Here is a 20,105-nt window from a genome sequence, read left to right as displayed (position 1 = left end):
TCATGGTAGATGGCATGGCCGTTGTTCTGCACAGTGAACCCGCGCAACGAGTGTTTGGCCACGTCGCTGTAGGCCAGGGAAACCACCCAGCGGGCATCGACCGGCTCGGTGTATTTGGCAATCTTCTCGATGTCCTTGCGGGTTTCCGCCAACAGCTTGTTGCCGGCATTGGTAGCGCTTTCGACTTTCACTTCGATGGCATAACTCTCGACGTTGTGCCGGGCCAGCACGTCGAGGTGCAAGGCCTGGTTCGGCGGTGGGTAAGGCACTTCGCGAGCGACCCCCAGGTGGGCTGCGCGCAGCAGCATCAGAAACTCGACCTGGAACCAGACTTCCCAGGCCGCGCCGGTACTGATGGCGGCCTCGATGCGCGAGTGGTCGCTGAGGATGAGATGGCTGAGTTCGGTGTTGTTCATCGGGCGTTCCCTCTGTTGGATGGTAGAGAGAGGAACGAATCGACGGCGCTGCTGTGAATAATGAGCGCGAGGCCGGCATGCCTGCACATGCCGGCCTCGCGGTTTTACTTCCTGATGGAAACGATAGTGGCCGCGCCGCCTTCCAGGTGGAATACGAAGGTCACCCGGTCGCCGATCACCAGCCCTTGCAGCTGCTGCGCGGTCGCGGCAAAGGTCATGGTCATCGGAGGCCATTGCACGGCGGGGACGGCGCCGTGGGCGATGGTCACCCGCTGCTTCGCGGTATCGATGGCCTTGATCGTGCCCTCGGCAGTGGCCTGTCGAGCCTGCCGGGCTTCCTGCTTCATCGGCATGCCGTTCATGTTCATGTCGTCCATTTTCATGCCGGGCATGTCCTGCGCGTGGGCGGCGAGGGACAGCGCGGCCAGGGTGCCAGCGAATGCGATCTGGATCAGTTTCATAGGTTTTTTCCTTGAGTGTGGGAGACAACAGGAAGGTGCCGGCGGCGCATCAGGCGATAGGCCGCCGGGATGACGAACAGCGACAGCAAGGGCGCGGTGAGCATGCCGCCGACCATGGGCGCGGCGATGCGGCTCATCACTTCGCTGCCGGTGCCGCTGTCCAGCAGGATCGGCAACAGGCCAGCGATGATCACCGCCACGGTCATGGCCTTGGGGCGCACACGCTGCACCGCGCCTTCGCGAATCGCCGCGAGCAACCCGCGCTCGCTGCCCTCGCCGGACTCCTGGCGTTCGGCCCAGGCGTTCTTCAGGTACAGCAGCATGATCACGCCGAACTCGGCGGACACCCCGGCCAGGGCGATAAAACCGACGCCGGTGGCCACCGACAGGTTGAACCCCAGCCAGTAGAGGAACCACGCCCCGCCCGTCAGGGCGAACGGCAGCGTGGCCATGATCAGCAAGGCCTCGTCGAAGCGGGCGAAGGTCAGGTACAGCAGCACGAAGATGATCAGCAAGGTGGCCGGCACCAGCCACGCGAGCCGGGCGTTGGCCCGTTCGAGAAACTCGAACTGCCCGGAGTAGCTCAGGCTCATGCCCGGCTGCAAGCGCACCTGCTCGCTGACCGCCCGGCGCAGGTCGGCGACCACCGAGGCGAGATCCCGCCCGCGCACATCGACATACACCCAGCCCGAAGGCCGGGCGTTTTCGCTCTTGAGCATCGGCGGACCCTCGCTGACCCTGACCCTGGCCACGGTGCCGAGGGTGATCTGGCTGCCCAGCGGGGTGTAGATCGGCAACTGCTCCAGGGCCCCCAGCGAGTCCCGCCAGTCACGGGGGTACCGCAGGCTGATCGGGAAGCGCGCCAGCCCCTCGATGGTCTCGCCGATGTTTTCACCGCCGATGGCGCCGCTGACGATCGACTGCACATCGGCGATGTTCAGGCCGTAGCGCGCGGCCGCCTGGCGGTCGATATCCACGTCGATGTAACGCCCCCCCGTCAGGCGTTCGGCCAGCGCCGAACTGACCCCGGGCACGCCCCTGGCCACTCGCTCGACGGCCTGGGTCACGGCATCGATCTGCCGCAGGTCGCTGCCGGCCACCTTGACCCCGATCGGGCTCTTGATGCCGGTGGCGAGCATATCCACGCGGTTACGAATCGGCGGAATCCAGATATTGGTCAGCCCCGGCACCCGCACCACCCGGTCCAGCTCGGCCACCAGTTTTTCCGCGGTCATGCCGGGGCGCCACTGCTCATGGGGCTTGAACCGGATGATGGTTTCGAACATCTCCAGGGGCGCCGGGTCGGTGGCGGTTTCCGCACGGCCAGCCTTGCCGAACACATGTTCGACCTCGGGCACGCTCTTGATCAGCCGGTCGGTCTGTTGCAGCAGCTGCGCCGCCTTCTGCGCCGACAGCCCCGGCAGCGCCGAAGGCATGTACAGCAGGTCGCCCTCGTCCAGCGGCGGCAGGAACTCGCCCCCCAGGCGCGAGAGCGGCCATAGCGCGCTGAGGAACACCAGCAAGGCCAGCAGCAAGGTCGCCCGGGGCCTGCGCAATACCGCGTCCAGCGCCGGTTGATAGAGGCGGATCAACCCACGGTTCAGCGGGTTCTGCTGCTCGTTGGGAATCCGCCCGCGAATCCAGTAGCCCATCAACACCGGCACCAGGGTCACCGACAGCCCCGCCGCCGCGGCCATGGCATAGGTCTTGGTGAACGCCAGCGGACCAAACAACCGCCCTTCCTGGGCCTCCAGGGTGAACACCGGGATGAACGACAGGGTGATGATCAACAGGCAGAAGAACAGCGCCGGCCCGACCTCGGTCGCCGCCGCGGTGATCACCTGCCAGCGCTGCTCGCCCTGCAGGGTGTGCCCGGGATGGGCCTGGTGCCAGGCCTCGAGTTTCTTGTGGGCGTTCTCGATCATCACCACCGCCGCGTCGACCATGGCCCCGACCGCGATGGCGATGCCGCCCAGGGACATGATGTTGGCGTTGAGCCCCTGCTGGCGCATCACCACAAAGGCGATCAACACGCCGATCGGCAAGGAGATGATCGCCACCAGGGAGGAACGCAGGTGCCAGAGGAAGATCCCGCACACCAGGGCGACGACGATGAACTCCTCCAGCAACTTGTGGCCGAGGTTGCTCACCGCGCGGTCGATCAGCTGGCTGCGGTCGTAGGTGGTGACGATTTCCACGCCGGCCGGCAGGCTGCGCTTGAGCTCTTCGAGGCGGGTCTTCACCGCGGCGATGGTTTCCCGGGCGTTCTTGCCGCTGCGCAGAATCACCACGCCGCCCACGGCCTCGCCCTCGCCGTCGAGTTCGCCGATGCCACGGCGCATTTCCGGGCCGAGCTGAACAGTCGCGACCTCGCCCAGGGTCACCGGCACCCCGCCCGCCCCGAGCTTGAGCGGGATCGCGCGAAAGTCAGCGAGACTCTTCAGGTAGCCGGAAGCCCGCACCATGAACTCCGTCTCCGCCATCTCCAGCACCGCGCCACCGGTTTCCTGGTTGGCCTTGCCGATCGCCGCGCCGACCTCGGCCTGGGTGATACCGAGGCTGGCCAGTTTCAGCGGGTCGAGTTGCACCTGGTACTGCTTGACCATGCCGCCCACGGTGGCGACTTCCGCGACGTTCGGCAGGGTCTTGAGCTCGAACTTGAGGAACCAGTCTTGCAGGGCGCGCAGTTGCGCCAGGTCATGCCCGCCGCTGCGGTCCACCAGGGCGTACTGGAAAATCCAGCCAACCCCGGTGGCATCTGGCCCCAGCGCCGGCTTGGCGCTGGCCGGCAGGCGACTCTGGACCTGGCTCAGGTACTCCAGCACCCGCGAGCGGGCCCAATACAGGTCGGTGCCGTCCTCGAACAGCACATAGACAAAGCTGTCGCCGAAAAACGAATAGCCACGCACGGTCTTGGCCCCGGGCACCGAGAGCATGGTGGTGGCCAGCGGATAGGTCACCTGGTTCTCGACGATCTGCGGTGCTTGCCCCGCATACGGCGTGCGGATGATCACCTGTACATCCGACAGGTCCGGTAGCGCATCGACCGGCGTGCTCTGTACCGACCAGACACCCCAGGCGCTGACGAACAGGGTCGCCAGCAACACCAGAAAACGGTTGGCCACCGACCAACGAATCACGGCCGCGATCATGGCTGGCTCCCCGTTTTATCCAGGCGTTGGACCCGCAGCTCATTGCCGCTCTGGCTCAGCGCCACCCGCACCTTGTCGCCCACCTTGAGGCCCTGCATCAGGCCGGGATTGGCCAGAGGAAAGGTCATGGTCATGGCCGGCATGCCCAGGCTCTTGAAGGGACCATGGGCGAGCGTGACTTCCTGACTGTCGATGGCCAGGATCTGCCCTTCGGCTTCATGCAGGACCGCTGCGGGCTCTGCCAACGAAGCGGCGACAATGCCCTTGAGGCTGGCTTCCGAATCCAACAGGAACTGCCCGGACGCCACCACCTGCTGCCCCTCCTCCAGGCCTTGCAAGATCGCCGTCTGGCCCGCGTTGTCCGGCCCTGGCTGCACTTCCACCGGGCGGTAGCGCCCCCCGTCTTCGGCGAGCATCACCAGGGCCCGGCGGCCAGTGCGAATCACCGCCTCGCTGGGCACCCACAGCAGAGGTTGCCGGGTCGAACGCTTGAGGCTGACCTGGGCGCTCATGCCCGGCCGCAGCCGACCTTGCGGGTTAGGCAACTCGACCCGCACCCGCAGCGTGCGGCTATCGGCATTGGCCTCTGGAAGGATCGCGTCGACCTTGCCCGCGAACACCTCCCCGGGAAAAGCCGGCAAACGAGCCTCGGCCACCTGCCCGCTGACCAGCGAACCGGCCTGCGACTCCGGAACCGCCACCGCCAGCCAGACGCTGTTCAAGCCGTTGACCCGGGCCAGGGTCTCGCCGGCGGCCAGGGTCATGCCCTGGCGGACATTCAACTCTTGCAGCACACCGCCGATGGGGCTGCTCAGGGTCAGGTTCGGCTGGACCTTGCCACTGCGCTCGACCTGGGCGATCAAGGCCGTCGGCATGCCGCTGAGGCGCAATCGCTGGCGGGCGGCCGCCAGCAGAGCGGCATCGCCACTGGCCTTGAGGGCGAGGAATTCTTCCTGGGCCGCCGCCCACTCCGGCACCAGGATATCCGCCAGGGCCGCATTGGCCTTGAGCAGATCCCCCGGGGCCCGGGCATACACCCGTTCGACAAAACCCGCGGTCCGCGGCTGAACGACCGCCACCTCGCGCTCGTTGAACGCCAGCACCCCGACCGCATCGACGCTGCTGGCCAACACCCCGCGCGTGACGCTGGCCAGGCGCAGGCCGAGGTTCTGGGTCAGGCCCGGGTCGATGCGCACCGCCATGCTATCCCCCTCTCCCCCCTGACCCTCGGCGTACCGTGGGACCAACTGCATGTCCATAAAGGGCGACTTGCCCGGCTTGTCGAACTTCTGCTGCGGGTACATCGGGTCGTACCAATACAGCGCCTTGGGCTCGGCCGCAGCCTGCTGCCCAACCGCCACCGCCGGCGCTTCGCCGCTGCGCGGCTGGGCCAGCCAGTAACCACCCGCGACTCCCAGGGCCAGCGAGACGCCGACCACCGAAGCGACTTTCCAGATCGGCGAATTCATTGCGCACTCTCCCCATAGGCGAAATACAGGCGCGCGTTGGTCAGGGCGCGCTGCTCCTCGACGTCGACCTGCTTGAGGCGGGCTTCGATCAGTTCGCGGCGGGCGGCGACCACCGCCGCCAGGTCGCCCTTGCCGGCGCGATAGCTGGCCAGGCTCAGGTCGACCTTCTCCCGGGCCAGCGGCACCAGGCTTTGCTGGTTGCGGCGCACCGCGCGATCCAGGCGCTCATAGTCGGCCAACTGCGCTTCCAACTGCTGGGCATGCTCCCGGGACAGGGCTTCGCGTTCGGCCTCCAGCTGGCTCAGCTCGGCCTGCCGGGCGGCGATCCTGGGGTTCTGGCGCGAGCCGGGAAACAACGGCAGGTCCCAGGAAAACTGCACGCTGACCATGTCGCCGAACTCCCGGCCACGGCGCTGGTAGTCCAGCTCCCAGCTCCAGTCCGACTGCTTGTCGGCCTCGGCCTCATAGACCCTGGCTTGCGCCTCGCGGGTCATGGGCGCGAACGCCGCCAGTTCGGGGTGGTGTTGCAGCTTGTGCACGTAGCCTGCGCTGTCCACCGGCCACTCGGGCAGACGTCCCACGGGCCGGTCGTTGGCGGCAGCGCCGATCCAGCGCTTGAGCGCGGCCCGGGCCTGGGCCCGCTGGCTGATCAGTTCGTCCTCGCGCTCGGCCAGTTGCGCGGCTTCCTGGCGGGGCGTCACCGCATCCGCCGGTAACCCGCGGCCACCGGCGATCTGTGCGCGCACGGTGGCGCCCAGCAGGCGGTTTTCCTCGTAGAAGTTCTGGAGCAGCGCCGCCTTGCGCTCCACCGAATAGCTGCCGATCCAGGCCAGGGCCGTGGCCTGGCGCACGTTCAGCAGCTCCACCCGACGCTCGGCGGCGGCCCGTTCGACCGCCCCGGCGGCGACCTCGACGCGGGCCTTGCGCTTGTCGCTGTTGGGCATTTCCTGGCGGATACCGACCATCTGCATGGTCATGAAATCCTGGTCGAGGCGCCAGCGATCCGGGCCGCCAATGGGGTAGTTCTGCACCCCCAGCAACAGCTTGGGGTCGGGCAGTTCGCCGGCGGGGATGGCCGCGCTGCTGGCGGCCTGGATTTTCGCGTCCTGGGCGCTCAGCGACGGCGCGTTGTTCTCGGCCAGGCGCAACGCCTCATCGAGGGTCAAGGCGCCAGCGAGGCTCGGCCACACCAGCACGCCCGCCGCCAGGCCGACCACGAGGGACCAGCCGGTGCAATAGCACTTGGGGTTCATGTTGACGATTCCTGTGATGAATCCCTGCGCGACTCTTCAGACATGCGCGCAGATATGCCATCGCCTCAATAGGCGATGGGACTCAGTGTGGTACAGGAATCAGGCCCGGGGCGGTCGCCACACCCCGGAAGGGCTTTGCGCGGGCAAAAAATAGCTGGAGAAAGACAGGACAACCGGGTGGCTCAGGGTCACGGCAGGCTTGACGATCGAGACTTGCAGCATGCCGCCGGTCTTGCATTCCTGGCCCGGCTTGCAGGGTTTGCCGTGCTCGGCCGGGCTTTTCATGTCGTTGCAGCAGTCCATGCCCATGTCGTCCATCATCGCCATGCCCTGGGTCTTCATCGGGCAAGGTTCGGTCGGCGCCTGGACGCCCGCCATCCCGCTGAGGGGAAGCGCCAGGCTGATCAGGAAGACAAGACAAAACCGCAGGTAGCGTTTCATGGGCTGGAGTCTAGAGGTGGAAAGCCGCTCTTACAATTGCGCCAATCGCATAAACAGGTCGCCGAAAAAACCCGGCTGCGCGCGATCTCAATGGAGCGGGATTAAGCCAGGATTAGCGCGTGGAAAAATCGCTACAAGGACGGCTCGAACACCCCCGCCTCTTCCAGCATCTCCACCAGTGACTCCGGCCAGACGATGGCCTCGGTGGATCGCAGATCGTGGGCCGACCACCAGCGATGATCGGCCATCACCTGGGCCTCGGACGAGGTCCAGCCCGCACGGGAGAGCGGCTGGTCTGGTGCGTGCACGACAAAATACTGCTCGACGGAGGTCACCCACTCGCCGCTGGGCAGCTGCATGGGAAACCGGCGATCGGCCACCAGTTCTCCAACCGTGCCGACCCGGATACCGGTCTCCTCGTGCAGTTCACGGACCGCCGCAAGCTGGAAGGTTTCTGCCCCTTCAAGCCCGCCACCGGGCGTGGCCCAATAGTCATCCCCCGCCAGCGCCCCTTCCTTGTGCAGGAACCGGAACAGCAGAACCTCTCGCGAAGGGTTGATGACCAGCAACCTCACCGACTTACGCTCACGCATCGGTATCTCCCTGAAATGTTGTTCTGATGTATTCGCCGGCGCGCCTCACAGCGCCAGCGAACGGTCCTGAATCACCCGTTTCATCACCAGCGTCAGGCGTTGGGCGTTGAGCGTTGGGCAGTCTGGACAGGCGGCCATCATAAATGCTGGAAGGCCGGCAGGTCGCGGATGATCACGTGCAGCATGACCAACGAAAACGGCATCACCGTGCTGGAAGGCCAGACCAGCGGCCTGGTGCCGGGAGTGAAGGAACGGGAGGTCCTGGTCCGCATGCTGGCCGAGGGCGATCCGACCAATGGGGCGGCCAATGGGGCGGCGGGCGCGGGGAATGACCAGCCTTGAGTGAACCGCTCCTCGGGCCCGCCCCTATCGATGTTCGGCCCGGACTTACTCTTGCCAGACAATATCGACCGAGATCTCTCGCGCCGGAACCGTTCCTCGATTCTCGAGCCAGTGCGTGGTGTCCCTGTCCTCGGGCCAGCCCAGCCCCGGGCCATAGTCCGTGTCGAGGCCATTGCGATGGTCTGTGATGGTTCCCTCCAGTATGTAGACGACGCCTGGCCGGTCTTTATGGTTGTGAATCGGCCCGAATACACCTCCAGGCTCGATGGTCACCAGACGCATTCTGAGTTGGCGCCCGGCCATCCCCTCGATCTCGGGACCCAGGTCAATGGTTGCCAGTACCTGCACTGCAACACCTTTGGTTTCCGGTGCCACCTGTTCATTGCTCATGGCGCTCTCCTCTCTGTACCTACAGAGCCTCACTAGCAGTAGACACCCCTGAAAGGCGAGAGCTGCCGACAGGCGACAAAGGGTCGAAGTCGGCTTTTCATGGCAGGCAGGAATCGGCCGGAACGAACAGCCAATGCGGACAAGGAGGGATCGATATCCTGCGCTCGGCTTCAGGAACCACACATTTCATTCCTGGTGCGGTCGCCCCCGCCATCCGCCTTTAACTGGCGCCGCAAAACCTGCACAATCGCCGGCTTTTTTGCGACAGGAAGTTCCCATGCAACGGATTGTAATTCTGGGTAATGCCGGGAGCGGCAAGTCCACCCTCGCCCGCGCCCTCGGCAAGCGCCGGAACCTGCCCGTGGTCCACCTGGACACACTGTTCTGGGAGCCCGGCTGGGTAGAACCCGACGCCGAGCAGTTCCGCGAACGGGTCCGCGCAGCGGTCGCACCGGCTGCCTGGGTGTGTGAAGGCAACTATGCCCGGCGCACCTTCGACCTTCGCCTGCCCCGTGCCGACCTGATCATCTGGCTCGATACCCCGCGGCTCACCTGTTTCACCCGGGTGATCATCCGCAGCCTGATGAACCGCCCCCGGCCTGACCTTGCCGCAGGCTGCACGGAAAAGCTCGACCGGGCATTCCTGACCTTCCTGAACTTCGTGTGGAATTTCGACCGTGGCTACCGCCCGGGTATCGAGGCGGTGCGCCTGGCCATAGGCCCGCTGGTTCCTACCCTGCACTTGCGCGGTGCCCGGCAGATTGCCGCGTTTCTCGATAGCTTGCCGGCGACGCCCGAAGCCTGCCTTGAATGAATGGCGGGTCGCCATCCCGGCACAACCTCCGCCTTGGGCTGTGGATTCAACCGATCCGCCAGATTGCACGGGTGTTGAAACTGCTCCAGTTTTTTTGTTGAACTGCGGCAGCTCCCGCACCACGAGTCTACAAACTGTCTTCTTTGTCGATGGATGACTGAAGAAACTCGGCTATCAGCGCTGCAGCCTGCTGTTGAATCACCTCACGCGGGCGAGCGCTGTCACCATCCCGGCAAATGATGCCATCGCCTGGTACGTCTTCTTCGAGCATGACCTCCGCGCCAGGTTTGCATACCGACAAGAAGCTGAAATGGCTTGCGTCGCTGATTTCGACGTAGCGGCTTGACGCCGAAGGCAGGCGTTTGGCCAGGTTGGCAGACTCCAACTCAGCGGGAAGGTCGTGCGACGGCGCGCCGGCAGCGATCACCAGCGCTGGTACCGGCAGCGCGGCCAGGCTTTCATCAGTCAGGCCACGCGAAAAGCCCAAGTCCAATGCAACCACGGCAGTGACGCGTTTATCGCGCAAATCGGCGGTCAACGCGGCCTTTGATTCCGAGGTGCTTACGGGTTTTATCTTTCCATAGTTGGTGCAACTTGATAACTGCGGGTGGGCTTTGCACTCCTGGGCGAAGCGGTCTGGATCGAAACGAGCACCGGCGATCTCCAGGGCGGTCCAACCGCCGAGTGAATGGCCCACTACTGCAATTCGGCCATTGGCGACCGAGCCGAACTTTTCAGGTTGAGTCGTGACCCTGTCAATGACTCGGCGCAAATCGACGGGCCGCTGCCATAACTGCGCCGCGGCTTGAGGGCTAAGGTCATGAGTGGTGGTGCCAGGGTGATTGAGTGCGGCGACGATGTAACCCCTGTGAGCCAGGGCACTGGCAAGCCAGATCTGGTTGCTCCAGTTACCTCTGTACCCGTGGGAGAGCACCAACAATGGATGCTTGCCAGCAGCGGGCGGCGCGTCACGGACGGCAGGAGCCCCGACGAACACCACATCATCGCCAATCATCTGCGTGGCTGCGGTAGTTGCGCTGGGGTACCAGACGACCATCTCCAGTGCGCGCCCATTGTGCGAGTCCGCCAGTATGGAAGTTTGGAAGCCGACAGGGTTCTCGTCAGCGAGTGCGGTAGTAGCCAGCCAGGTCAACAACAGGGCGCCGAAAGCTATTTTCAATGTCATTTCTTCCTTGAATGAGACAAGTGCACAGCAGCCTGAACCCGCCATCAGGCGCATCCACCTTCGTATGGAGTCGAAGCTCATGGGGCTGCATATAAGCCCGGGCATTAAAGCCCACATTCGAACCGCCGTGCGCAGTTTTCATCGTTAACGCTATTCGCGGTCTGTTAGTGAGAAGGTTGAACGTCCGCTTTTGGTTGTGGGTTCAACCGTTCGACATCCCCGACACCGACTGCTTAAATGGGCGCCCTTTCGTTTCAAGGGGCGCCCTTAAATGACTGACACCTTCCAGGGCAGCTGCCTGTGCGGCGCCGTCAAATACCAGCTCTCGTCCCGCCCCAAAGCGCTTTCCCACTGCCATTGCAGCCAGTGCCGGAAAAGCCATGGGGCGGCGTTCGCCAGTTATGGCAGTGTGTTGCGCAGTGATCTGCACATCGTTCAGGGGGCCGAGAGCCTCCAGTCCTATCGGTCTTCCGAATCGGTGCTGCGCCAGTTTTGCGGCCAGTGCGGTTCGTCGCTGTTCTGGTCCAGGGACCAGGGCGAACACGCCGACTGGGTCTCGATCGCCCTGGGCACCCTGGATACGCCCTTCACCGCCGATAAACAGAAACACATTCAGGTGGCGTTCAAGGCTTCGTGGTACGAAATCCAGGATCATTGGCCGCAACACCCATGAGGGCAATCAGGCAAAAACGGATGGCAACCGACGTAAGGCAGGGCCAAACGCACCCACTCCGCCAGACGGCTCCAAGGCCAGGCGCGATACCCTCTAAGCTGAATACAGCAACACCGCAAACACGTTCTTACCGTCTTGATACAGGGGAACTGGAATGACCAGAACAGCAGTACGCAACTACTCGTCATGGATCCTGTTTTCCCTGCTCGCCATCAACCTGGCGCTGATAGCGGGATGTTCAAGTAAAGCCGCCAAGTATCGTTATTCGACCGCCAGCATCGGCTCAAACTGTTACGCCAAAGCGCTCCCCACTTCCGGCGAAGGCGGCCTGGCCTGGGGTTCCACCCTGGGTGTGGCGCGCCAGAAATCCCTGAATAACTGCATCCGTTATGCCGGCCGCTCCGGCGGTACGCCCAGCACCTGCAAAGTGGTGTTGGCGGAGTGCAAGAAATAGCAGTGCGCAGGAAATAACAGGGAGGTAGCGAAGCGGGCCGTTCGGTTCTCAAGGCATCAGTTCATCCGGATGCCCTGCCCTCATCAGGTCGACAACACGGAGGTTGGTATGGGCAACGCGGTAAACAAGCGAGTCGTGGTCATTGGCGCCGGCATAGTGGGCGCGTCCCTGGCGTATCACCTGGCAGGCAAAGGCGCGCAGGTCATCCTGGTGGAGGCTGAAGACGTAGCGTCTGGAGTGACGGGACACTCATTCGCCTGGATCAACACCTCCCACAGCGGGCCCGATCCCATCGCGTCATTGCGCGGTGCGGCCATCCAGGAGTACCGCCGGCTCGAAACCGAGCTGCCTGGCCTTAAGGTGCGCTGGAGCGGCGCCCTGTCCTACGGCGTAAGCCCAAGTGAAGAGCCGCAAGCCTCAGGTAACCCGCCTTCGGCCACCCGGGTGTTGCGCTCACAGATCCTCGACCTCGAGCCCAACCTCAAGCATCCCCCGCAGCAAGCCTGGTATGCCGCCGAAGAAGGCGCGCTGGACGCCGTGCAAGCCACCCATACGTTGCTTGCCGGTGCCCAGGCTCATGGCGCCCAGCTGCTCACCCAGACTCGGGTGCTCGGCTTTACCACCCAGGGTACACAGGTGACGGGCGTCGAAACCACAGGGGGGAGCCTCGAGACCGACATTGTCGTGCTGGCCGCCGGGACGGGCATCAATCAGCTCACCGAGCTGCTGAATCTGCCCCTTCCAATAGCGGCCTCTCCAGCCATATTTATCCGCTACGCCTCACAACCCGATCTCGTGCACACCCTTATCTCCAACCCGGAAATGGAAGTGCGGCAAGGCACGGACGGCAGGCTACTGGCGGCGGAAGATTACCTGGACGACGCGCTGGAAAACCAGCCAGCCGCGATAGCGCTACGAACCGCCCAGGCCATCCGGAACCAAGTCCACGGCGTTACTTCCATCGAGCTGGAGTCGGCCTGTGTCGGCCTCAGGCCCATGCCGGTCGATGGCACGCCCATCATCGGTTATCTACCCGATATCGGCGGCGTGTATGTGTGTGCGATGCACCCTGGCGTCACGCTGGCGGCGATAGTCGGCCGCCTGGCCAGCGAGGAGATTATCGACGGCACGGCATCCCCTGCCCTTGCCCCCTGCCGTCCCGGGCGCTTCTTCCAGGCGTAGGGAATACGTGTCTGGGGCCAGCATGGTGACAACCTCTCCAACAAAACCTGTTCGCCCCGCTCACTGGACTCGCTAAAGCTACGCTTGATCACTGACCGGTTATTGCCCCAGGCCGCTCCACAGGACGCATTGCTGATAAGGAAATCGAGAAAACCATGACTGACCGCGAGCAACTCCATCGACAGGGTTACGTGCTGCTGCGCCGAGCGATCCCGGCCGAATGGCTGGATGACCTGCGTGCCACGTTCGATGCGGGCGTGCTGCCATCGAACCAATGGCCCGTGCCCCGAGGCATGGACTGGCGCCATTCGCTGCTGGACGCCGATTCGAAGGTCCAGGCGGTGTGTCGCCTGCCGCAGGTGCTGGCGGTGGTGGGTGAGTTGATTGGGGAACGCTTCTTTCTCTCCCAGGTGGAAGGGCGCGAGCCCCTGGCCGGTGGCGGCCATCAGCAGCTGCACCGCGACCTGTCAGCCCAACGGCCAGGCGACATAGCCAACGCCCTGGCTTTTTTCGACGACTACGGCGCCGAGAACGGCGCCACCCGTATCGTCCCCGGCAGCCATCGCTCCGATCCGGCAGAGCCTCCATTCGACCTCACCGATGAGTCGCGGTCCGTGCAGCTTTCAGGCGCCGCCGGCGACATCCTGGTGTTCGATGTCGATCTGCTGCATGCCGGCAGTCTGAACGCGAGTGGCACACGCCGGCGCTCGCTCCTGATCAGCTATTTCTCCGAGTCTCTGTACCCATCGCACCTGGAAACCCTGGGCCTGCGAAATATCCGCATGGACACGAGCGAGCGCTTCGATCCGTTGGATAGGGCTGATACCAGAAACGCATAGGCAGGCTAATTGCCCCGCCCACCGCCAAACGACCAGTCCTCTGCCTCGGTGGTGGTAATCACCACCATCACATCCTCGGCATCGATGCCCGGCGCCCGGCCCAGCCGCTCGACCAGGTCGCGATAGAAACGCCGTTTGGTCTCGACCGATCGAGGGCGGCCGGCGGTGATCGCGATCAGCACAAAGTCATGGCTGCGCGGGCCGCCCAGATAATCGCGGTCGAATATCAGCTCGCCCGCTTCATGTTGGTGAATGATCTGGAAGCGGTCCGCCAGCGGCACTTCGAAACGCTCGACCAGCGCCTCGTGCAGCCCCTGCGACAAGGCCTGCAGGTACTCGGCGGACTTTCCGCGGTGCAAGGAAATACGGGCAAAAGGCATAAAGGCTTACTCCTGCAAACCGAGGCTGGAACCCTGTAGATCGCTGAGCACCTTCAGCGCCGAGGCGGCCGTCGGCCAGCCGGAATAGAACGCCAGATGGGTAATGACCTCAGCCAACTCGTCGCGCCCCAGGCCGTTGTCCAGCGCCCGCTGCAGATGAAACGGCAACTGCTCCAGGCGGTACAACGCCACCAGCGCCGCCACCGTCACCAGGCTGCGCTCCCGAGCCGACAGCTGGGTGCGCTGCCAGATATCGCCGAACAGCACATCCCTGGTCAGGTCGGCGAATTTTTGCGCGTACTCAGGCTCTCGCCCCTGCCCCATCGCTGTATCCATGATGCTTCCTCGTTGAATAACCCAATGACGGGAGAAAAATATCAACTCGAAACCATCCCGAATATTGGATTTAATGGAAGCCACAATCCCGAATCAGTGGACTATTCGAATGCGCCGTCCGACCTTCGATCTCGATGTACTGCGTACCTTTGTCACCGGCGTGGAGTTCAACAGCTTTGCCAAGGCGGCGGATCGGCTCGGCCGCTCGACCTCCGCGGTGAGCGCCCAGCTCAAGAAGCTCGAGGAGCAGATCGGCACCCCGGTACTGGCCAGGTCCGGTCGAGGGCTGGCCCTGACGCCCACCGGCGAGTCGCTGTTCAGCCATGCCCGCCGGCTCCTGGAACTGAACGACAGCATTTTCCAGAGCCTGCATGAACAGCAGACCGCCGGGACGGTACGCCTGGGGCTGCAGGAGGACTTTGGCGAGCACTTCCTCAGCGATATCCTCCGCCGCTTCGTCAAGACCTACCCACGGGTGAATCTCGAAGTCAGGATCGCGCGCAATGCCGAACTGCTTGCCCTGATCGACAGCGACGGCCTGGACCTGGCGCTGGCCTGGGACACGGGGCAGCCATCGCCCCATGCCACGCGCCTGGGCGAAACCCAGATGCACTGGATCGGCGCTCGCGACATGCCGCCGCTGCCGGCGGACTCACCGCTGCCGCTGATCCTGTTCGATGCCCCGTGCGTGCTGCGCAGTGCCGCCACCCAGGCCCTGGACGAGGCGCATATTCCCTGGCGGATCGCCCTGACCAGCCCCAGCGTCGCCGGCATCTGGGCGGCCGTGGCGGCCGGGCTGGGGCTGACCTTGCGCACCCGCATCGGGCTGCCGAGCCATCTCGCCCTCATGCCCGGTTTACCCGCGGTACCGACCCTGGGTTATGTGCTTCACCGCGGTGGCAAGGACCTTACGCCGGCCACCCGGCAATTGGCCGAGTTGATCCAGGCCAACCTGGAAGAGCAGGCGTTCGGCTTCACCCACATGAAGTAAACAAAGGTCTGTCCCCCAGCGATATCCCCCAAGAAATGCCGCCGCATGAGCGGCTTCCCGCTCGACAGTTCAGGTCGACGAACGTCGACATCCCCCACCTTCATCGCTGACGTTCTTTCCATTGGGAGTGTTTTACAACACTTACAAATGGATCCATTAAAAACAAAGACTACAACTAGCAGTCCGATAATCGCCCATAAATCAACCTAAAGTCGCGCCTTTATCGTTGACACTCAAACACCACGGCCCCTCTAATGGATCCATTAAATAAAAACAATCACTCGCCTGGAGAGCCTTCCATGTACCCCAAGAACACTTGGTACGTTGCCTGCACCCCCGATGAAATCGCCGACAAGCCCCTGGGGCGGCAGATCTGCGGGGAGAAGATGGTGTTTTATCGTGGCCTGGAGGGCCGGGTCGCGGCGGTCGAGGACTTCTGCCCCCATCGCGGCGCGCCGCTGTCGTTGGGTTATGTGGAAAACGGCAACCTGGTGTGCGGTTATCACGGCCTGGTGATGGGCTGCGATGGCAAGACCGTGGAAATGCCCGGGCAACGGGTGCGCGGCTTCCCCTGCAACAAGACCTTTGCCGTGGTCGAGCGCTACGGCTTTATCTGGGTCTGGCCCGGCGACCAGGCGCTGGCCGATCCGGCGCTGATCCATCATCTGGAGTGGGCAGTCAGCGATGAGTGGGCCTACGGTGGCGGGCTGTTCCACATCCAGTGCGACTACCGCCTGATGATCGACAACCTGATGGACCTGACCCACGAAACCTACGTCCACGCCTCCAGCATCGGCCAGAAGGAAATCGACGAGGCGCCGCCGACCACCAGGGTCGAAGGCAACGAAGTAGTCACCGCGCGGCATATGGAAAACATCATGGCCCCGCCGTTCTGGCGCATGGCCCTGCGCGGCAACGGCCTGGCCGACGATGTGCCGGTGGACCGCTGGCAGATCTGCCGCTTCACCCCGCCCAGCCATGTGCTGATCGAAGTCGGCGTGGCCCATGCCGGCCAAGGCGGCTATGACGCGCCGGCGCACTCCAAGGCGTCGAGCATAGTGGTGGATTTCATCACCCCGGAAAGCGACACCTCGATCTGGTACTTCTGGGGCATGGCGCGCAACTTCAACCCGAAGGACGAGGCGCTGACCGCGAACATTCGCGAAGGCCAGGGCAAGATTTTCAGCGAAGACCTGGAGATGCTCGAACGCCAGCAACAGAACCTGCTCGCCCATCCCACGCGCAACCTGCTCAAGCTGAATATCGACGCCGGCGGCGTGCAGTCGCGGCGGGTGCTGGAGCGCCTGATCGCCCAGGAACGCGCCGGCGAAGCGCAGCTGATCGCCACGGCCACGGCCTGATCCTGCGCGGCATTTCACCGGTGCCGCGCCCTGCCCTTTACCCAGCCTTTTACCCAACAAAAGAAACAGAAGTGACCGCCACGGGCGGCAGCACTCGGAGGACCGACGATGATCGATGTGGTGGTGGTATCCCGTAATGACGAAGCCCAGGACATCTGCAGCTACGAGCTGGCCAGTGCCGATGACAGCCCGCTGCCGGCCTTCAGCGCCGGCGCGCATATCGATGTGCACCTGCCCGGCGGCTTGATCCGCCAATACTCCCTGTGCAACCACCCCGAAGAACGCCATCGCTACCTGATCGGCGTGCTCAAGGACCCGGCCTCACGGGGCGGCTCGCTGGCCATGCACGAGCAGATCCACCCCGGCACACGGCTGACTATCAGCGAACCGCGCAATCTGTTTCCGTTGGCCCACGAAGCCCGGCGCAGCCTGCTGTTCGCCGGCGGCATCGGCATCACCCCGATCCTGTGCATGGCCGAACGCCTGGCCCACAGCGGCGCGGATTTCGAGCTGCACTACTGCGCCCGTTCGCGGGAGCGCGCAGCCTTTGTCCAGCGTCTATGCAGCTCGTCTTTTGCCGACCGGGTGTTCCTGCATTTCGACCAGGAACCCGAGACGGCGCTGGACGCAGCCAAGGTCCTGGCCACGCCGCGCAACGATGTTCATGTCTATGTGTGTGGCCCCGGCGGCTTTATGCAGCACGTGCTGGACACGGCCAAGGCTGCGGGCTGGCAGGAGCCCTGCCTGCATCGCGAGTACTTCGCCGCCGCCCCCGTCGACACCCGCGCCGATGGCAGTTTCTCGGTCAAGGTCGCCAGCAGCGGCCAGGTCTTTGCGGTGCCCGCGGACAAGAGCGTGGTGCAGGTCCTCGAGAGCCATGGCATCGAGATTGCCATGTCCTGCGAGCAAGGGATTTGCGGCACCTGCCTGACCCGGGTGCTGGAGGGGGTGCCGGAGCACCGCGACCTGTTCCTCACCGAGGACGAACAGGCGCGCAACGACCAGTTCACCCCCTGCTGCTCGCGCTCGAAAACGCCGCTGCTGGTGCTGGATATCTGAAGGGATTCAGGCGGGGCGGAGAATCACCTTCATCCGCTCGTCCGCCGCCGCGCTGCTGAAGATTTCCGCATAGCGCAGGGTAGCGTTGGCGTGCTCACGCATGATCGCCTCGGCCCGCGCGCCCTGGCGATTGACCAGGGCATCGAACACCGAATGGTGCTGCATATGGGCGTAGTTGAAGCGCCGGTATTCGCGGGCCATGTCCTGGCGATCCACCGCCAGCGCGGTCACCGAGGCGAACGGCAGATGATCGTTGCGTGCCAGGGCATCGGCGATCGCCGGGTTGTGGCTGCCTTCGACAATCACCTGGTGAAAACGCATGTTGAGGTCGTGATAGACCTCCAGGTCGTCCTCGGTCACATAACCCTTGGCGAACAACTGGTCGCCCTGGGCCAGGCACAACTCAAGGGCCGCCCGCGCCTCCTGCGACAAACCGCGCTCGGCAGTCTGACGCGCCGCCAGCCCCTCGAGCACCCCCCGCACCTCGACCGCGCCGGCGATGTCCTCGGCACTCACCGAGCGCACCTGGAACCCACGCCCGCCAAACCGCACCAGCAGGCCTTCCTGCTCCAGGGTACGAAACGCCATGCGCACCGGCATCCGCGACACCCCGAACAGCTCCGCCGTGGGGATCTCCATCAACCGCTCCCCCGCCGCCAGCTCGCCCGAGGCGATCATCTTGCGCAGCGCGACCAGCACCAATTGACCGGGCTTACTCATCCAGGCAACTTCCAGAAAACGTGGGCCGCCATAGTACCGCAAGCCTTGCGTTGGCGGCATGCCGATACCGGCGTGGCGACCTCACGAACACCATCGCGGGCAAGCCTCGCTCCTACAGAAGCCTGCAAACGTGCCTGCCATGACATGTACGCCATCAAAACGGCAGCGCCAAAACAGACATCATCGTGGACAATCGAGCGTCGACCGGCCGCGCCTACCCGCGACGGAGCTGGAAGGTTCAGAACGACAACGGATAGCTGACAATCACCCGAGTCTGATCAAAGTCGCTGTTAAAGCTGCGCCGATTGGTAGCGTTATTCACCCGCACACTGAGATTCTTCAGACTCCCACTCTGAAAGGTATACCCCACCTCCGTATCCCGCTCCCACTCCTTGCCATTGCTCCCGACCTTGGTCGTGGCATTCTCGCCATGCCCATAGCGCACCATGGCCAACAACCCCGGCACGCCCATGGCGGCAAAGTTGTAGTCATAACGCACCTGCCAGGAACGCTCGTCGGCATTGCTGAAGTTGCCGTTGAACATGTCGTTGCCCAGGGTCCGGCCGCTGCTGCCATACACCGACATCCACGGACTGTCGCCACTGACCTTCTGCAAGCCCAGGTACAGGGTATGCCCGGCGGTTGAAGCCGAGAGCAAGGCATAGGCAGTGCGGCTCCGGATCTCGCCGATGCGCGCCTGGCCGTCATCCTTGTCGATGAAATAACCGAGGTTCGCCCCCAGCACCCAGTCGCCCACCGGCTGCTTGTGCAGCAGGTTGAAGTAGCTTTGCTGATAGATGTCTTCCAGCTGCGCATGCCAGGCACCGACCAGCGTGCGCTGCTGGTTGAAGCGGTACTCGGCGCCGGCATAGGTGAAGCCGCCAGAGGTCACCCCGGGCGCGGCCCAGGCCGAGAGGTCCTGCATGTCCGAGGAGTTGCGCAGGCTCACCGAACGGTACTGCCCGGCCTGCAACCCCAGCCCGGCGATTTCCCGCGAATCGAGCATCGCCCCGCGGAAGGTCTGCGGCAGCAGCCGGCCGTCGTCGTAGCGCAGCAGCGGAATGTCCGGCAGCAACTCGCCAACCTTCAATTCAGTGGCGGAAATACTCATTTTCGCCGCCACGCCGGCGCGGCCGTAGTTGTCCGCCGCGTGCCCGTCGTCGTGCACTGGCAAGAGCTCCGAACCACTGGTGCCGCGCCCGCTGTCGAGCTTGACGCCAAACATGGCGATGCCGTCCAGGCCGAACCCGACGACGCCCGGGGTGTAGCCGGAATTGAACTTGAGGATAAAACCCTGGGCCCATTCCTCGACCTTGCTCTTGGCCGCCCCCGGGTCGCGAAAGTCCCGATTGAAGTAATAGTTGCGCAGCACCAGGTCAGTCTTGGCGTCGTCGAAAAAGCCGCCTTCTTCGGCCCAGGCCGGCAGGCCCGTGCCCAGTGCCAATGAAGCCGCGGCCAGCGAACGCGCGAGGATGCAGTGAGGGGTGTTCATTATTATTGTTCTCCGCTTTGCATAGGCGCAGCCGTTCCCCGACAGGCCGCTCCAGGCCCGCCTCCTATCGGCTGCAAGAATGCCCGGCCTTGTTCAGGGGC

21 protein-coding genes and 1 pseudogene are annotated in these 20,105 nt (G+C 64.1%); 9 read left to right on the top strand and 13 right to left on the bottom strand.

Features of this window, described 5'->3' with window-relative positions; all coding sequences use genetic code 11:
• The 7 genes from J4D28_RS17710 to J4D28_RS17680 all read right to left on the bottom strand — a co-directional run.
• On the bottom strand, positions 1 to 416 hold a 416-nt coding region (locus J4D28_RS17710; protein WP_207246435.1), incomplete at its 3' end, for a hypothetical protein.
• Positions 417 to 520: 104 nt separating this feature from the next.
• Positions 521 to 877 (bottom strand): copper-binding protein, encoded by a 357-nt coding sequence (locus J4D28_RS17705; RefSeq protein ID WP_103331744.1) that lies wholly within the window; start codon positions 875 to 877, stop codon positions 521 to 523.
• Positions 874 to 4,029: an efflux RND transporter permease subunit gene (locus J4D28_RS17700; RefSeq protein ID WP_103331743.1), complete on the bottom strand. Its 3,156-nt coding sequence runs from the start codon at positions 4,027 to 4,029 to the stop codon at positions 874 to 876. Before J4D28_RS17700 ends, J4D28_RS17705 begins: the two co-directional genes overlap by 4 nt.
• The gene (locus J4D28_RS17695; protein WP_103331742.1) at positions 4,026 to 5,498 is read right to left on the bottom strand and encodes an efflux RND transporter periplasmic adaptor subunit; all 1,473 of its coding nucleotides are present in this window, start codon (positions 5,496 to 5,498) and stop codon (positions 4,026 to 4,028) included. Before J4D28_RS17695 ends, J4D28_RS17700 begins: the two co-directional genes overlap by 4 nt.
• Positions 5,495 to 6,751, bottom strand: coding sequence for a TolC family protein (locus J4D28_RS17690; RefSeq protein ID WP_103331741.1), 1,257 nt, complete (start codon positions 6,749 to 6,751; stop codon positions 5,495 to 5,497). The genes J4D28_RS17695 and J4D28_RS17690 overlap by 4 nt, the downstream gene beginning before the upstream one ends.
• A 99-nt stretch (positions 6,752 to 6,850) precedes the next feature.
• Positions 6,851 to 7,192 (bottom strand): hypothetical protein, encoded by a 342-nt coding sequence (locus J4D28_RS17685; protein ID WP_009048575.1) that lies wholly within the window; start codon positions 7,190 to 7,192, stop codon positions 6,851 to 6,853.
• 131 nt (positions 7,193 to 7,323) lie between these two features.
• Entirely contained in the window at positions 7,324 to 7,785 is a 462-nt protein-coding gene (locus J4D28_RS17680) for an NUDIX hydrolase (protein ID WP_103331740.1), read from the bottom strand.
• Between the two features lie 180 nt (positions 7,786 to 7,965).
• On the opposite strand from J4D28_RS17680, the pseudogene J4D28_RS17675 reads away from it, so the two are divergent.
• Positions 7,966 to 8,127: pseudogene (locus tag J4D28_RS17675) on the top strand (acyl dehydratase); the annotation flags it as partial.
• Between the two features lie 45 nt (positions 8,128 to 8,172).
• Here the strand turns inward: J4D28_RS17675 and J4D28_RS17670 are convergent.
• Positions 8,173 to 8,517 carry a cupin domain-containing protein gene (locus J4D28_RS17670; protein WP_009048570.1) on the bottom strand — a complete coding sequence of 115 codons (345 nt, stop codon included), beginning with the start codon at positions 8,515 to 8,517 and terminating at the stop codon, positions 8,173 to 8,175.
• Positions 8,518 to 8,794: 277 nt separating this feature from the next.
• Between J4D28_RS17670 and J4D28_RS17665 the strand changes: the two genes are divergently transcribed.
• Positions 8,795 to 9,331, top strand: coding sequence for an ATPase AAA (locus tag J4D28_RS17665; protein ID WP_009048569.1), 537 nt, complete (start codon positions 8,795 to 8,797; stop codon positions 9,329 to 9,331).
• Between the two features lie 127 nt (positions 9,332 to 9,458).
• Here J4D28_RS17665 and J4D28_RS17660 read toward each other — a convergent pair whose 3' ends face one another.
• Positions 9,459 to 10,511, bottom strand: coding sequence for an alpha/beta fold hydrolase (locus tag J4D28_RS17660; protein ID WP_103331378.1), 1,053 nt, complete (start codon positions 10,509 to 10,511; stop codon positions 9,459 to 9,461).
• Between the two features lie 277 nt (positions 10,512 to 10,788).
• Between J4D28_RS17660 and J4D28_RS17655 the strand changes: the two genes are divergently transcribed.
• The 4 genes from J4D28_RS17655 to J4D28_RS17640 all read left to right on the top strand — a co-directional run bounded on the left by J4D28_RS17655 (position 10,789) and on the right by J4D28_RS17640 (position 13,665).
• Positions 10,789 to 11,190, top strand: coding sequence for a GFA family protein (locus tag J4D28_RS17655; protein WP_103331348.1), 402 nt, complete (start codon positions 10,789 to 10,791; stop codon positions 11,188 to 11,190).
• 154 nt (positions 11,191 to 11,344) lie between these two features.
• Positions 11,345 to 11,644: a hypothetical protein gene (locus J4D28_RS17650; RefSeq protein ID WP_016704529.1), complete on the top strand. Its 300-nt coding sequence runs from the start codon at positions 11,345 to 11,347 to the stop codon at positions 11,642 to 11,644.
• 108 nt (positions 11,645 to 11,752) lie between these two features.
• The gene (locus tag J4D28_RS17645) at positions 11,753 to 12,826 is read left to right on the top strand and encodes an FAD-binding oxidoreductase (RefSeq protein WP_103331349.1); all 1,074 of its coding nucleotides are present in this window, start codon (positions 11,753 to 11,755) and stop codon (positions 12,824 to 12,826) included.
• Between the two features lie 155 nt (positions 12,827 to 12,981).
• Positions 12,982 to 13,665: a phytanoyl-CoA dioxygenase family protein gene (locus J4D28_RS17640; RefSeq protein ID WP_103331350.1), complete on the top strand. Its 684-nt coding sequence runs from the start codon at positions 12,982 to 12,984 to the stop codon at positions 13,663 to 13,665.
• A gap of 5 nt (positions 13,666 to 13,670) precedes the next feature.
• Here J4D28_RS17640 and J4D28_RS17635 read toward each other — a convergent pair whose 3' ends face one another.
• Both J4D28_RS17635 and J4D28_RS17630 read right to left on the bottom strand, forming a co-directional pair.
• Positions 13,671 to 14,045 carry a tautomerase family protein gene (locus J4D28_RS17635; protein WP_009048563.1) on the bottom strand — a complete coding sequence of 125 codons (375 nt, stop codon included), beginning with the start codon at positions 14,043 to 14,045 and terminating at the stop codon, positions 13,671 to 13,673.
• A 6-nt stretch (positions 14,046 to 14,051) separates the two neighbouring features.
• Positions 14,052 to 14,381 carry a carboxymuconolactone decarboxylase family protein gene (locus J4D28_RS17630; RefSeq protein WP_037005875.1) on the bottom strand — a complete coding sequence of 110 codons (330 nt, stop codon included), beginning with the start codon at positions 14,379 to 14,381 and terminating at the stop codon, positions 14,052 to 14,054.
• A gap of 109 nt (positions 14,382 to 14,490) precedes the next feature.
• Here J4D28_RS17630 and J4D28_RS17625 point away from each other — a divergent pair, with 109 nt between their 5' ends.
• The 3 genes from J4D28_RS17625 (at position 14,491) to J4D28_RS17615 (ending at position 17,792) form a co-directional block, all read left to right on the top strand.
• Positions 14,491 to 15,372, top strand: coding sequence for a LysR substrate-binding domain-containing protein (locus tag J4D28_RS17625; protein ID WP_009048561.1), 882 nt, complete (start codon positions 14,491 to 14,493; stop codon positions 15,370 to 15,372).
• Positions 15,373 to 15,671: 299 nt separating this feature from the next.
• Positions 15,672 to 16,733, top strand: coding sequence for an aromatic ring-hydroxylating dioxygenase subunit alpha (locus J4D28_RS17620; RefSeq protein ID WP_009048560.1), 1,062 nt, complete (start codon positions 15,672 to 15,674; stop codon positions 16,731 to 16,733).
• A gap of 108 nt (positions 16,734 to 16,841) precedes the next feature.
• Complete coding sequence (locus J4D28_RS17615; RefSeq protein ID WP_009048559.1) at positions 16,842 to 17,792, top strand: PDR/VanB family oxidoreductase; 951 nt, start codon at positions 16,842 to 16,844, stop codon at positions 17,790 to 17,792.
• 6 nt (positions 17,793 to 17,798) lie between these two features.
• Here J4D28_RS17615 and J4D28_RS17610 read toward each other — a convergent pair whose 3' ends face one another.
• Positions 17,799 to 18,512, bottom strand: coding sequence for a GntR family transcriptional regulator (locus J4D28_RS17610; protein ID WP_009048558.1), 714 nt, complete (start codon positions 18,510 to 18,512; stop codon positions 17,799 to 17,801).
• Positions 18,513 to 18,750: 238 nt separating this feature from the next.
• A complete protein-coding gene (locus J4D28_RS17605) occupies positions 18,751 to 20,004 on the bottom strand; it encodes an OprD family porin (RefSeq protein ID WP_103331351.1) in 1,254 nt (417 codons plus the stop codon).
• Positions 20,005 to 20,105 lie beyond the last annotated feature (101 nt).

This window comes from Pseudomonas sp. GW531-T4 (genome assembly GCF_017349615.1).
Classification (GTDB): domain Bacteria; phylum Pseudomonadota; class Gammaproteobacteria; order Pseudomonadales; family Pseudomonadaceae; genus Aquipseudomonas; species Aquipseudomonas chlororaphis_I.
The sequence above is the reverse complement of the archived record's forward strand: the minus strand, read 5'-3'. Positions and strand labels throughout refer to the sequence as shown.